Raw genomic sequence first — 15,051 nt, forward strand, 5'->3', positions numbered from 1 at the left:
TTCTCACGTGGGTGTGCGAAGAACGCTGACGCTTGTCTCCGCCCTGCTCGCGACCATGGCGCTGCTCGTGACCGGTGCCGTCGCACAGGACGGTGTCGGGCCGTACGTCTTCCACGGCGACTTCTGGAAGCCGAAACCGCTGCCGGTGACCCCCGCCGTAGGTGACCACGAGCTGAGCCGTCCGAAGTCCCCGCGTCCCCGCGGCTACCGTGCCCTGACCCGATATTCGGCGACGAAACCCTCCTGGCCGCATGCCGGTTCACACACGGTCGACCTCAAAGGCAAGCCGGTCAGGGCGGGCGTCCTGCCGGTGTGGGTGGCCTCGTCCGGCAAGGCGAAGCCCCAGCAAGTCCGAGTGCAACTCGCGGACCGCGCAGAGGCTTTGAAGGCCGGCGCCGACACGGGTCTGCTGGTCGGGCTGGGCGGGGCCAAGTCACCCACTGCCAAGGTCAGCGTGGTCGTCGACTACTCCTCCGTCGCCAAGGCCTACGGCGGTGGCTACGGCTCCCGTCTCACCCTCGCCCGTCTTCCCGCCTGCGCCCTGACGACCCCGCAGCGCGCCGAGTGCCGTACCCGTACGCCCCTGAAGTCCGTCAACCGCGCCACCGCCAACCAGCTCACCGCCACGACCACCGCGGATTCGGCGATCGCCGTCACCTCCGGCAGCCGTGGCTCGCAGGGGGACTACTCGGCCACCTCGCTGACTCCGGAGGGGAGTTGGCAGGCCACCGGCACGGGTGCCTACACCTACTCGTACCCGATCGACATGCCGGCCGGCGTCGGGGACACCGGCCCCTCGGTGGCGCTGTCGTACGACTCGCAGTCCGTCGACGGTGAGACCTCGGCCCGCAACTCCCAGGCCTCGTGGATCGGTGACGGCTGGAGCTACCAGCCGGGCTTCGTGCAGCGGCAGTACCGCTCCTGCGGCTCCCTCCTCGACTCCGACGGCAAGAAGGTCGTCAAGGGTTCGGGCGACCAGTGCTGGGGCGGCGCCAACGCGACCGTCTCCTTCGGCTCGCACTCCGGTGTCCTGGTCCCGACGTCGTCCTCCGGAGTCCCGAACGAGATCCGCGAGTACCGGCTCCAGGGCGACGACGGCACTGTCGTACAGGAGCTGTCCGGAGCTGCCAACGGTCTGTTCGACGGCACCTACTTCCGCGTTCTGACCACCGACGGCACCGCTGCCTACTTCGGCGCCGACCATTCGCCGAGCGGCCCCGGTACCAAGGGAACGGCCGCAGCCGACTCCGGTGACGACTCCACACACGCGGCCTGGGGTCTACCGGTGCTGCACCCGCGCTCCGCAGACCCATGCCACAGCGACGCCGACGGCAAGAAGTCCCGCTGCGACAAGCCCGAGGGCTGGCGCTGGAACCTGGACTTCGTCGTATCACCAAGTGGTTTCGTTCAGCGCTTCGACTACGCGACCGAGACCGGCTACTACGACCTCGGCGGCGGCCAGGCGGCGGCGACCGACGACAAGGACGACACCGGCACCCTCACCTCGTACACCCGCGGTGGCACGCTCACCTCGATCTCGTACGGCTACACCGTCGACGACGAGCAGGCGGGCCGCACCCCGTCCGCGCAGGTCGTGTTCGCCTCCAAACAGCGCTGCCAGACGACGTCATCCTTCACGGACTGCTCGGCCGGGAACCTGGATGACAACACGGCGCCGCACTGGCCGGACGTCCCTTGGGACCTGCACTGCGACTCCACCGACAAGACCAAGCTGCCGGACGACGCCACCAAGGTCCCCACGGACGTATGTGTCACCTCGGCACCGACCTTCTGGTCCACCACCCGTCTGGACACCATCACGACGAAGGTGCACGTCAAGGACGGTGACACCGACAAGCTGGTCCCGGTCGACTCCTACGACCTCGGGCAGGTGTACTCCGACGCGGGCGGCGCGGTCGACCCGGTCACCGGCACCACGGTCGACCCCAAGGACGCCGGCTCGCTCCAGGCCGTGATGTGGCTGCAGTCCATCCGGCACACGGGCCGGGACACGTATGCGGGTGGCGACAAGGACATCACCCTCAACCAGGTCTCCTTCACCGGCACCGAGATCGACAACCGGGTGAACGACGACTCCCCGTCGGCGCCGCCGCTGTACCGGCCGCGCATCTCCAACGTGCAGACGGAGACCGGCGAGTCGATCACCGTCGAGTACAACCAGAACCCGTGCGCGGGCAAGTCGCTCGACATCAAGTCGGCCGACTCCAACACCAGCTCCTGCTACCCCGTGTACTGGACGGTGCCCGGCGCCTCCAAGCCGATCGCGGACTGGTTCAACAAGACCACCGTCCACAGCGTCACCGTCGCCGACCTGACCGTCGCCGCGCAGTACAACCCGGACGCCTCCAAGATCCCGGCGGGCTCCGAGGCGCACCTCTTCACCTACGCCTACTCGGGGGCCGCCTGGCACCGGGACGACTCCGACCTGACGGACGACCAGTACCGCACCTGGGACCAGTTCCGCGGCTTCCGCGACGTCACCGTGCGCACCGGCAAGGCCCCCGAGCCGGTCACCCAGCAGACCACCACCTACCTCCAGGGCATGGACGGCGACTACAAGGCCGACGGCAGCCGCCGCTCCGTCAGCCTGGACGCCACCGTCGGCGGCAAGACCGTCGAGACGGTCACCGACTCCAACCAACTCGCGGGCACCGCACTGCAGTCGGACGTGTACACCGCGTCCGGTGGCACGGTGAACGCCTCCACCGTCAACGGCCCGTTCGACTTCACCACCACCGCGCACGCAGACCGCACGTCATGGACGGCCTGGACCCAGGAGGACCATCCCGGGGAGACCAAGCCGGACAAGGACACCCTGCCCGACCTCACCGCGCGCCGGATCAAGTCCACCCAGACGCACGGCTATTCCTTGCTCGTGGACGGCAGTTGGCGGCACACCCGCAGCGACACCGCGTATGACGACCAGGGCCGCGTGCAGTCCGTGGACGCGCACGGTGACGTCTCCGTGGCCGCGCAGGAGAAGTGCGTCGCGACCGACTACGCTGCGCCCGCCCTGTTGGGCGCCAACACCATGCTGCTCGCCTACCCGGACCGCATCACCACGGTCTCCGGGCCCTGCGGCACGGCGCCGGGCAAGGACACTCTGCTCTCCGACAAGAAGATCTACTACGACGGTGACGGCTCTGTCACCGACCTCGGCTCCTACGGCACCGTCACCCACCCGCACGTCACCGGCACCCGGATCGCCACCGGTTTCGCCGCCGACGGAACCGAGAACTGGCGTACCACCAGCGGCATCTCCTACGACACGGCGGGCCGCGTCACCGACGCCCTGGACGCCGCGGGCAACGCCACCCACACCGACTACGCGCCCAAGTGGACGAGTGCGGGCGGCAACACCAATCCCACCAAGGTCACTTCCACCCAGCACCAGACGTGGACGGTCACCTCCAGCCTCGATCCGCTGCGCGGCCTGCCGCTGAAGAACGTCGACGTCAACGGCCGCGTCACCGAGATCGCGTACGACGCTCTCGGCCGCCGTACCGCCGTCTGGCTGCCCGGACGCGACAAGGCGACGCAGAGCGCGGACATGACGTTCGCGTACTCGGTGAACCCGGGCGCGGTCCCGGCCCCCGGCGGCACGATCACCCAGCCCGGCGACCCGTCCTCCGTCACCACGCGCAGCCTGCGTGAGGACGGCACGTACTCGACTTCGGTCAGCATCTACGACGGGATGCTCCAGCCCCGGCAGGCCCAGACGACTGCCGACGGCGACTCGGACTCCGGCCGGATCATCTCCGACACGTTCTACGACTCCCACGGCTGGCCGAGCGCCTCGTACGCCGCCTACTCGGAACCGGACCACGCCCCGTCGGCCAGCCTGTACGCGGCCAACGAGAACGAGATCCCCGCCGAAACCACGACCGCCTACGACGGCCAGGGTCGCGCCACCACGAGCACCCTGTGGCATCAGGCCGTCAAGCAGTGGAGCACTTCCACCGCCTACCCCGGCGCCGACGAGACCGACACCACCCCGCCGGCCGGCGGATCCTCGACCGCCTCCTTCACCGACGCCCTCGGACAGACGGTCAAGTCCGTGGTGAAGAACACCGGCGCCACCGTCACCCTCAAGGGCGGCAGCATCATCCCGTCCGGCACCTCGCTGACCTCCAACTCCGTGCGTCTGACCATGCAGGCCGACGGCAACCTGGTCCTCACCGCACTCGCCAGCGGCAAGACGGTCTGGTCCAGCGGTACGAACGGAAACCCGGGCGCGTACGCCCAGTTCGGCACCGACGGCAATCTCGCCGTCTACACCGCATCCGGCACCTCCAAGTGGAGCACCGGCCTCACTGCGACCACGGGCGCGACGCTGCGCGTGCGCACCGACTCGACGCTCGCCGTGGTCGGCGGCGACGGCAGCACCGTGCTGTGGAAGCAGGGCACGGCGGGCGCGGTCCCGGCCGCCGACGCCACTACTCGCTACACCTACACGCCGGCCGGGCAGCTCGACTCGGTCAGCGACAGCGCGGGCAACACCTGGTCGTACAAGTACGACCTGCTCGGCGAGAAGACCTCGCAGTCCGACCCCAACACGGGCACGACGAGCTTCGACCGGTACGACGTGCTCGGCAACCTCCTGCAGACCACGGACCCGCGCGGCCAGGTGCTGTCGTACACCTACGACTGGGACAACCGGGTCACGGCCGAGTATTCGGCGCCGTGGTCCGCCACCCCGGACCCGGCGAAGCAACTGATCTCACGTGAGTACGACACGCTGGCCAAGGGCTACCCGACGTCCTCGACCCGCTACGTCGGCGGCGCGAGGGGCAGCGCGTACACCGAGGCGGTCATCGGCTACAACACGGCCTACCAGCCGCTGGGTTCGACGCTGACCGTCCCCGCCGCCGACGGCTTCCCGGGCACGGCGGGCAAGGACAGCGGCACGGTCACGTACACCCTGTCGTCGACGTACACACCGAACGTCGGTCTGCTGGCGACGACCCAGTACCAGGCGGACGGCGGCCTGCCCACCGAACGCATCGGCTACGGCTACACGCTCCAGGGCGCGCTGGACGGCTTCGGCGGCTACATCAACGCCGCCAACACGCCCTCGTACCTCGACGGCACGGTCCACGACCCCTTCGGCCGGGTGCTCCAGGCCAACTACGGCCCCACCGGCAAGGAACTGGCGGCCTTCGCCCAGTACGACGCGACGACGGGCCGCACCACCCAGACCAGCAGCATGACGCAGACGTCCACCACGGCCCTGGACGTTGTCAACTACCGCTACAACCAGTCCGGTGAGCTCACCGCCACGGACGACCTCCAGGACAACACCACCCACGACACCCAGTGCTTCGCCTACGACTCGTTCCAGCGTCTGACCGCCGCTTGGACGGACACCGCGGGGATCACCGGCTCCGGCACCGCGCCGGTGGGCGCGGTCGGCGGCTGCACCACGGCCTCCGTGCAGACCAGCGCGGCGCCGGTGAAGACCAAGACGGTCGGCGGTCCGGCGCCCTACTGGCAGACGTACACCTATGACCTGCTCGGCGACCGGACCGGCATGGTCGACCATGACCCGACCGGCAACGCGGCGGCCGACACGACCCAGTCGACGTCGTACCCAGGCGTCGACGGCACGACTTCCATTGCGCACGCGAACCAGGCGGGCGCGACGACGACCAGCAACCCGGGCACGGGTACGGCGACGCAGACCCCGTCGTACACGGACTCCGCCGGCAAGAACGCGGGCAACACGGTCAGCCGCGCGACGAAGACGACGGGCCTCCTCGCGACCGGCTTCAGCCTCTCGGGCGGCGGCAAGCTGTGCGTCGAGGAGACGGGCTCCGGGGCGAAGGTCGACGTCGACACGTGCAGTTCGTCGTCGACGGCTCAGAAGTGGGCGATCAGCACCGACGGCACGGTCAAGGCGGGCGGCTTCTGTCTGGACACCGCAGGCAACGCGACCACGTCCGGCACGGGCGTGGTGGCCGACACCTGCTCTACCGACGCCACCCAGAAGTGGCGCGTCACGTCCACCGGGACGCTGGTCAACGTGGCCAAGAGCACCCTGTGCCTGACCGACCCGGGGGCCGGCGCCACCAAGGGCACCCAGCTGACGGCCACGACCTGCGGCGGCAAGGGCCAGACGTGGTCGACGACCACGGCGGGCGCACTGCCCGCGGGCCAGACGCAGACCTTCACCTACGACGAAGAGGGCAGGACGGCGACGGTCTCGACGCCGTCCGGCACCACGAGCCGCACGAGCAAGTACCTGTACGACGCGGACGGCAACCTGCTGGAGCAGACGGCGTCGGTCGGCGGCACGGACAAGACGCGAGTGCTGTACCTCTTCGGCGGGGCAGAGCAGCTGACGCTGGACGTGGCCGCGAAGACGTGCACGGCGCTGCGGTACTACTCGGGCCCGGACGGGACGCGGGTGACTCGCTCCAGCTCAGGGGACGTGACGTACCAAATCGCCAACGGGCAGGGCACGGAGACGACTTCGGTGGCCGCCGACGACCTCGCCGTCACTCGCCGGTACTACGACCCGTACGGGAACCCGCGCGGCGCGAAGCCGTCGACGTGGGTTGCGGCGGACGAGAACCACGGCTTCCTGGGCAAACCGGTGGACTCGGTGACCGGGCTGGACCTGCTGGGGGCGCGGAACTACGACCCGGCACTGGGCCGATTCCTCACGCCCGACCCCCTGTTCCAGGCGGGCGACCCGAACCAGATGGGCGGGTACACGTACGCGGCGGACAATCCGGCGACCGGCTCGGATCCGACCGGGTTCGACGACTGGTACCGCGACAAGGACATGAACCCGTGCGTCATCGACTGCAATACGCCGTCGCCGTCGCCGGCTCCTGCACCCACCAGCACCTCCAGCGGCAGCACGAACACCAGCTCCGCCGCGGCACCGTCGCCCGGGGTCACCCCGCCCGCGACACCACCCGACCCGAATGCCGGGCCCGACCTCCTCTACAGCACCTTCGAGGACATCGGGCTGGCGATCCGCTCCTTGGCGGTCTGCGAGTTCTGGCTCACCGGCAGCGGACCCGACCACGATCAGGCCTGCTCGATAGCCGGCGGCGTCGTCTCCGGTGGAGGCCTGGAAGGCAGCGGCGTCGGAGCCCTCGAAGGCGGTGCCGTCGCGGGCGAGGGCGAGAGCGCCCTCGTCAGCACGGCAAGGGGTGCGGCCGACACCGACGCGGCCGCGGCGGCCGGCGCGGGCGCCAAGGCCGTCAACGAGGCAGCCTCCGACATGGAGGACCTCGCCGCCATGAAGCGGGCGAACGCCCAGGCGGAGGCGGAGAAGGCGAACGGGGCATCTGCCCAGCCGAGTGCGCCACAAGCGGGGGCATCGGGGACCAAGCCTGAGGCGGGGTCACCCCGGGGCACGACGTCCCGTGGTGAGGCGGGCGGGAAGTCCAGACCTTCCTACGGACACCAGGAAGCGTCTCCAGCCAAGTGGAATCCGGACGAGCGCCTGGCCCGAGGGAACCTGCTCGCCAGCCAGGCGGCGGTCGCGAACCGGACGGCCAAGACCGCGGACCGGTCCTACGTGTCCGGAGTCCACGTCGAGACCGGCGAATTGGCCGTAGCGTCTTCAGGCCCCGGCCCCGGCGCCGCATGCGCGCTGACGTACTGTGCCGAAGGCAACGTGGTCCATCTGCTCGGCGGTGACTGGCAGAAGGTACGGTTCGGAACCGCCTACGTCGCAGTGCGTACAGACACAGGCCTTGCACCGGTGGGGAAGTACGTGTGCGCGAATTGCCAGCTGGACTACCCGGGAAGCAGTTTCGGGCCGGGCGTCGTAGGACGGCCCGATGGTGCGTGGTACGACGAGCCGTAGGGTGCATGGCTGACAACGTTTCGGGTCACGAGGTGAAAGGTTGGTGCAGGTGAGTCTCGCGCGGGCGGAGTTGGAGCGGCATGACTGGGACGCGCTCCGGTGTGGATGCGGTCAGTCTGCCGGGCATCTGCTGACCACCTTGGAGACCGTCCTTGCCGGGGGCGCCTCTGGTGCCGTGCGAAGTCTGGACGACCACGTGGTTGTCCAGTCCATTCTGATGCCCCCGGCGCCCGCAGTCTGTGCGGTCGTCATGGCGCATCTGGCGGATGGCATGGCGGAGGCGCAGGAACAGGAGATCCTGTGGCTGCTGCTGGCTCTGGTCGCGGGCGAGGTGGACGGGGATTCGGTGGAGGACAGTCTCCAAATGCGCTGCGTGGAAACGGTCCGTGATGGGTTGTGGCTCGTCTACCGGGCGTTTCTCGATGCCAGTGGCCCCGTTTCCAAGGGATACGCCGACGATGTGCTGGACGTAGTGGAGTGGGATCCGGTGAGGCTGGAGCAGTACCGGCGTTGGTGAAACCTGAAGAGCGTCTCTAGTCCGGTGTGCCGGCCGGCACCCACGTACAGCAACCAACAGAAGATCGGAATACAGGACAGTTCGACCTGCCCGACCACCTTGCCGATTGACTGGACGATGCACCACTCGACGAGTGAAGTGACCGGAGTGGAACGGCACATGCGACTGATCGACGTGGAATCAGCAGGCACGACTGGTCGGCGCTTCGCTGCGGATGTGGGGAGTCGACGGAACACCTGGCTGATGACCTACGACGGCTGGCTGCGGCGCAGCGCGAGGCCGAGCTGACTCATCTTTGAACTGGACATGGCCAATTCCTGGTTTTCCGTGCGCCTGGGCAGCGGTCACGCTCTACGCGAGTAGCCCCGCACGTCCGACTTGTCTACGCGCGTCGCGCCACGCCAGCTTCCAGGAGCCCCGTATGCCCGTCAGTCCCATGAACCGCCGCGAGTTCGTGAAGAAGTCGGCCGTCACCGGAGCGGCCGTCGCCGCGGCGGGGGCTGTCGGCGCCGGCACCGCCCAGGCCGCCGACGGCCAGCTGCCCGGGAAGGCCCCGAAGACCTGGTCCTTCTCCATCCTGGGCACCACCGACCTGCACAGTCACGTCTTCGACTGGGACTACTACAAGGACGCCGCCTACAGCGACAAGGCCGGCAACTCCGTCGGCGTCGCCCGCGTCGCCACGCTCATCAAGCAGCAGCGCGCGGCCAAGGGCGAGGAGCACGTCCTGCTCGTCGACGCCGGCGACATCATCCAGGGCACCTCCCTGGCCTACTACTTCGCGCGCGTCGCCCCGATCACGGGCACCGACGGCAAGCCCGGTCCCAAGCACCCGATGGCCGTGGCCATGAACCACATGCGCTACGACGCCGCCGCCCTCGGCAACCACGAGTTCAACTACGGCATCGAGGTGCTGCGCAAGTTCGAGCAGCAGTGCCGCTTCCCGCTGCTCGGCGCGAACGCGCTGGACGCCAAGACGCTGCGGCCCGCCTTCCACCCGTACACGGTGAAGCGGATCTGTGTGCCGGGCGCGCCCGACATCAAGGTCGGCATCCTGGGTCTGACCAACCCCGGCATCGCGCTGTGGGACAAGGACAACGTCAGCGGGAAGATGGTCTTCCCGGGGCTCGTGGAGCAGGCGAAGAAGTACGTGCCGCGGCTGCGCGCGCTCGGCTGCGACGTCGTCTTCCTGACCGACCACTCGGGCCTCGACGGCTCCTCCTCCTACGGCGACGCGCTGCCGTACGTGGAGAACGCCTCCAACCTCGTCGCCGAGCAGGTCCCCGGCATCGACGCGATCCTCGTGGGTCACACGCACGTCGAGGTGCCGTCGTACACGGTGAAGAACGAGGAGAGCGGCGAGGACGTCCTGCTCTCCGAGCCGTACTGCTGGGGCTACCGGCTCAGCGTCTTCGACTTCGAGCTCGAACTGCACCACGGGCGCTGGAAGGTGACCAAGAAGACCGCCCAGACCCTCAACCCGAACACCGTGGACGAGGACCCGGAGATCAAGAAGCTCCTGGAGGCCGACCACGAGCTGGTCGTGAAGTACGTCAACACGGCGGTGGGCACCTGCACGGAGGACCTCTCGGCGGCGGAGTCCTGCTGGAAGGACGTGCCGATCATGGACTTCATCCACCAGGTGCAGATGGACACGGTGAAGGCGGGCCTGTCGGCGGGCGACGCCGCGCTGCCGCTGATCTCGGTGGCGGCGCCCTTCAGCCGCACCGCCGACATCCCGGCCGGGAGCGTCACCATCAAGGACATCGCCGGCCTCTACATCTACGACAACACCCTCTACGGCAAGAAGCTCACGGGCGCCCAGCTCAAGGACTACCTGGAGTACGCGGCGAAGTACTACCACCAGGTCCCGTCCGGCACGAAGGTCGACACCTCGACCCTGACCAACGCCAACAGCTTCTGGGACTACATGTACGACACCGCGGCGGGCGTCGACTACGAGATCGACATCGCGCAGCCGGAGGGTTCGCGGATCAAGAACCTCACCTACCAGGGCGCGGCGATCGCCGACGACCAGGTCTTCGTCGTCGCGGTCAACAACTACCGGGCGAACGGCGGTTCGGGCTACCCGCACATCGCCTCGGCGGACATCGCCTACAGCTCCACCAACGAGATCCGCCAGCTGATGATCGACTACGTGACGTCGAAGGGGACGCTGGACCCGAAGGACTTCGCGGTGACGAACTGGAAGCTGACGCAGGCCGGGACCCCGGTCTTCTGACCCGAGCGCGGCGGACGCAGGGCGACCGGGGTTCAGTCTCCGGTCGCCCGGGCCAGGCATATCGGGCTTACGATGAAAACGCCGCGTATCGGTCTACAGGAGAAGGTGAGTGCGATGCGCGTGTTGCTCAAGGCGTCCATGAACACCGAGAAGGCCAACGACGTCATCCGCAGCGGCAGGATGCCGCAGCTCATGGAGGAGACCCTCGGCAATCTCAAGCCCGAGGCCGCCTACTTCACCATCGACCACGGCGTGCGCACCGCCTACCTCGTCATCGACGTCCAGGACAGCTCCCAGATGCCGTCCATCGGCGAGCCCTTCTTCATGGACCTGGGCGCCGAGATCGACATGACGCCCGTGATGAACTCCGACGACCTGCAGAAGGGGCTCTCCCAGCTCCGCTAGCGGGACGGCCGCTCAGCTGAAGACGATCATCGACCCCTGCGCCAGGCTCCGCGTCGCCGCCGCGTGCAGGCCCAGCCAGACGTGACGTTCGCGGGCGAAGGGGCTGGGGTCGTACGGCGCCGGGACCGCCGGCTCCTCCAGCTCCGTGGGAGCGCGCGGCGGTTCCGGGGCGGCAGGCGGGTTGGCCGGATCGATGCCGATCGCCGGGGCGACGTACTCCAGTTCGCGCAGCAGTGCCTGCGAGGACCCCAAGGGGCCGCCGCCGGACAGCAGTTCGTCGTTGGACAGGGGCTGCGGGAAGTCCACGGGGACGTACGCGCCCGCGTGGTCGTAGTGCCAGACCAGGTGCGACTGCTGTGCCGTGGAGTCGAACATCTCCAGCAACTGCTCGTAGTCGCCGCCCAGATCGTCGACGGGCGTCACCGGCAGACCGCAGACCTGCAGCAGGTAGACCCGGCGCAGGAAGTGCAGCGCGTCGTAGTCGAAGCCGGCCACCGGGGCGACCTCGCCGGACAGGCCCGGCATGTACTGGTACACCGGCACCGGCGGCAGACCCGCCGCGGCGAGCACGTCGTTGTACTGCGCGAGTTCGTCGGCGAAGGGATTGTCGGGGGTGTGGCACAACACGTCGACGAGCGGTACCAGCCACAGGTCACAGGCCAAAGAGGGCTCCCTAGCGAGGTGGTCAGTCAAGGAAGGGTAGTCGGTGCGGCTCGGGGTGGGACCGGGTCGTCGGGTCAGGTGCCCTTGTGCAGGTCCCATACCCACACGCCGTCCACCCACTTCCCGTCACGGCCCATCAGTTCCCGCAGCGCCCTGCGCAGGGCGTCGGCGTGCGGCTGCGGCGCCACCACCAGCACCCCCGCCTTCCAGTACGCGAGGTCCCGCGCGGCCTGGGCCCGCCAGTTCTCGCCGATCTCGGGGACCACACCGGTGTCACGGACATCACTGAACAGCTGCGAGGTGTAGCGCGGGGCGGCTCCGTAGATGCCCCTGCGCTCCTTGCCCCACGGGCCGTTGAAGTAGCCGCCGGGGAGCCTGAAGCCGTAGTCCGCCTCCTCCTGCCAGCGCAGGGGCGTCGCGTCGCCCGCGTCGGGCAGCGGCACCGTGACGAGCGACTCACCCGCGTGGACGTACGACTGATAGGTGCCGTCCGTGAAGAACGCCGGCGTCTCGGCACGGGCCACCGTCTTGAGCGGGGCCGGGACCAGCGGGAGCAGGGCGAGGCAGACGCCGAGCAGGCCCAGGTACTGCGTGCCCCTGTGACGGGTGGCCGCCAGACCCTCCAGTGCGAGGGCGAGCAGCATGCCGAGCGCGGGGGCGCAGACCATCGCGGCCCGGCCCTCGATGACCGACTCGAAGAGGGGCAGGTGGGCGAGGAGCGCCCAGGGGCCGGGGTAGGTCCTCTCCGTCAGCGGGATGCGGAAGGTGGGCCCCAGCGACAGCAGGGCCGCCCCGACCGCGGTCACCGCCAGCGCCTTGACCAGGACCCGGTCCCACAGCCGTACCGTGATCGCGAAGGCGAGGGCGACCAGGGGCCAGCCGTAGAAGGCGTTCTGCTCGGTGGGGTTGATCGACAGCGCGTTCGCGCGTTCCGCGCTGCCCGCGACGAGGGAGCGCTCGGCGAAGGAGAGCAGCGCGAGCGGGCTGTTGCCGGCGTTGTCGCCGTGCGGCATGTTCGCGTAGCTCTGCGGGCCGGTGAACTGCCAGAGGAGGGGGTAGGCGACCACCGGGAGGCAGACCGCGGCCGCGATCCCCAGGCCTCTGAGCAGCGGGTGCCACGCGGCCCGCGCCGCCTCCGGGCGTACGACGGCGTAGGCGGCGGCGAACAGCACCATCCCGAGCGCCGCCAGCAGCAGCGGCTCCTCGCCCAGGAAGACCTGGTACGCGGCCATCAGACCCAGCACGACCCCGTCCCGGACCACCCGGCCGCCCTCGCACAGGCGCAGGGCGCGCTCGACGATCAGCGGGATCATGAACAGGACCACGAAGTTGGGGTGCGCGTTGGCGTGGCTGACCATCGGCGGCGCGAAGGCGGCCAGACACGCGCCGGCGAAGGCCGCCGGGCGGTGCCGTACGACCCGCCTGACGATCAGCCGGTACCAGGCGAACCCGGTGACGGCCAGGCCCAGCGTCATCGCGACGGCGAGGGAGAGCGCCGGGCCCGCGAGGAGGGTGAGCGGCGCGAGCGGGACGGAGAGGCCGAGCATGACCGTGTTGGCCATGAGGTTCACGCCGGCGGGGAAGTTCTGGGCGTCGGAGAAGAGCGGGTTGTCCAGGTGGGCCAGGTTGTGGGCGGTGACACCGAAGAACCACTCCCACTGGTTCTGGTCCTGCAGCGAGTCGACGAGGTAGCGGTGCCCGGGGTCGAACAGACGGCCCGAGTACAGGGCCATCGACATCAGCAGGAACAGCAGCAGGGCGAACAGGTCGGCCGGGCGCACCCAGCGGGCGCGCAGGCGGGTCAGTTCGGCGAGGGCCCGGACGTAGTCGAGGGCGCGCACCTTCGAGCCGGGCTGGTGGGACCAGCGCACCGGGACCTCGGTGACCTGCCAGTTCGCGCGGTGGAAGTGGTGCAGGACCTCGACGTCTATCGCCCAGCCGGCGACCCGGGAGGCGGCGAAGGCCTCGCGGGCCCGCTCGCCCTCGAAGAGCTTGAAGCCGCACTGGGTGTCGCGTACGCCGGGGACGGTGCCGCTGCGTATCAGCAGGTTCCCGGCGCGGCCCAGCAGCCGGCGCACCGGATGCTGACGCTCCCCGATCGTGGCGCCGGGCACCGAACGGGAGCCGATCGCCGCCGAGTTGCCCTCGCCGAGCGCCTCGTCGAGCTTCTCCAGCTCCTCGATGGGGGACGCGAGGTCGGCGTCCGTGACCAGCACGCGCCGGCCCCGGGTCGCGGCGACGCCCAGCCGCAGCGCGCTGCCCTTGCCGCGGTGCCGGTCCGCGACGACGAGCCGGACGCGGGGGTCGGCACGGGCGGCGACCACCTCGCGCGTCCCGTCACCGGATCCGTCGTCGGCGACGACCACCTCCCACGTCCCCCAGCGCCCGTCTGCGTCGCAGAGATAGCGGGTGACGGCGTCGAGGGTGCGCCCGAGCCGCTCCTCCTCGTCGAAGGCGGGGATGACCACGGAGAGGTCGAGGGGGGCGACGGTCTCCCGGGTACCGCTGTCGCCCCCTTCCCCTTCCCCGGCCGTCCGCTCCTCGCCGGCCAGGGCGCTCATCCGTTCGCCAGCCGTTCGATGAGGGCGAGGGCGTGGGCGTTGTAGGCGTCGACGATCTCCCGCGCGGCCGGCAGGTCGCGCCGGGACAGTGCCTCGACCAGATCGGTGTGACCGGACCACAGGGCGCCGCGCAGGTCGGTGAGCCGGCGCAGGTGCTGCACCGCGCACACCCAGGACTGCACCCGCAGGCGGTGCAGGAAGTCGGCCAGGTAGGGGTTGCCGAACAGGTTGCCCAACTCGTGCCAGAAGCGCAGGTCGTAGCCGATCAGCACGGTGAGTTCACCGGCCAGTGAGGCCCGCTGCGCCTCCTCGCCACGTCGGCGCACTCCGGCGAGGGCGGCGTTGGCGCGGGCGTCGTCCGGTGCGGGCAGACGGCCGGTGTCGGCCTCCAGGACGTGGAACATGCCGTCGGTCACCAGGCTGCGGGCCTCGACGATGCCGCGGTAGTCGGCGACGGAGTACTCGTGGACGTGGAAACCGCGGTGCTGGTCGGCGTCCAGCAGGCCCTGCGCGGACAGGTCGACCAGCGCCTCGCGCACGGGCGTCGCGGACACCCCGTACTGCTCGGCGATCTCCTTGACCGTGAACTCCTGCCCCGGCTGGAGCCGTCCCGCCAGCACCTCGTCGCGAAGCGCGTCGGCGATCTGCTGCCGCAGGGTGCTGCGGGTCACGGCGCCGGTGCCGCTGCTGCCGGGCATCGTCGGGCGGTCTCCTCGGGGCGGTCGGGTGGCGTGCACGTCCATACCTACGAGCACGCCACCTTACGCGTTCGGGATTCGCCCGTTTATCCGTGTGCCGGGTGCCCGCCGGCCACGAT

General features: G+C 69.7%; 7 protein-coding genes. 4 read left to right on the forward strand and 3 right to left on the reverse strand.

What is annotated here, in order from left to right; genetic code table 11:
- Window positions 1-7: 7 nt before the first annotated feature.
- The 4 genes from FBY22_RS42115 to FBY22_RS42130 all read left to right on the forward strand — a co-directional run bounded on the left by FBY22_RS42115 (window position 8) and on the right by FBY22_RS42130 (window position 11,010).
- Entirely contained in the window at window positions 8-7,846 is a 7,839-nt protein-coding gene (locus tag FBY22_RS42115) for a ricin-type beta-trefoil lectin domain protein (protein ID WP_142153992.1), read from the forward strand.
- 49 nt (window positions 7,847-7,895) lie between these two features.
- Window positions 7,896-8,363 carry a hypothetical protein gene (locus FBY22_RS42120; protein ID WP_142153994.1) on the forward strand — a complete coding sequence of 156 codons (468 nt, stop codon included), beginning with the start codon at window positions 7,896-7,898 and terminating at the stop codon, window positions 8,361-8,363.
- Window positions 8,364-8,784: 421 nt separating this feature from the next.
- Entirely contained in the window at window positions 8,785-10,605 is a 1,821-nt protein-coding gene (locus FBY22_RS42125) for a bifunctional UDP-sugar hydrolase/5'-nucleotidase (protein WP_142153996.1), read from the forward strand.
- Window positions 10,606-10,719: 114 nt separating this feature from the next.
- Window positions 10,720-11,010 (forward strand): hypothetical protein, encoded by a 291-nt coding sequence (locus tag FBY22_RS42130; RefSeq protein WP_142153998.1) that lies wholly within the window; start codon window positions 10,720-10,722, stop codon window positions 11,008-11,010.
- Window positions 11,011-11,022: 12 nt separating this feature from the next.
- On the opposite strand, the gene FBY22_RS42135 is transcribed toward FBY22_RS42130, so the two are convergent.
- The 3 genes from FBY22_RS42135 to FBY22_RS42145 all read right to left on the reverse strand — a co-directional run bounded on the left by FBY22_RS42135 (window position 11,023) and on the right by FBY22_RS42145 (window position 14,932).
- Window positions 11,023-11,673, reverse strand: a complete 651-nt coding sequence (locus FBY22_RS42135; RefSeq protein ID WP_142154000.1) for a hypothetical protein — start codon at window positions 11,671-11,673, stop codon at window positions 11,023-11,025.
- A gap of 74 nt (window positions 11,674-11,747) precedes the next feature.
- Entirely contained in the window at window positions 11,748-14,234 is a 2,487-nt protein-coding gene (locus FBY22_RS42140) for a dolichyl-phosphate beta-glucosyltransferase (RefSeq protein WP_142154002.1), read from the reverse strand.
- The gene (locus FBY22_RS42145) at window positions 14,231-14,932 is read right to left on the reverse strand and encodes a GntR family transcriptional regulator (protein WP_142154004.1); all 702 of its coding nucleotides are present in this window, start codon (window positions 14,930-14,932) and stop codon (window positions 14,231-14,233) included. Before FBY22_RS42145 ends, FBY22_RS42140 begins: the two co-directional genes overlap by 4 nt.
- Between the last annotated feature and the right edge of the window lie 119 nt (window positions 14,933-15,051).

This window comes from Streptomyces sp. SLBN-31, assembly GCF_006715395.1.
Classification (GTDB): Bacteria; Actinomycetota; Actinomycetes; order Streptomycetales; family Streptomycetaceae; genus Streptomyces.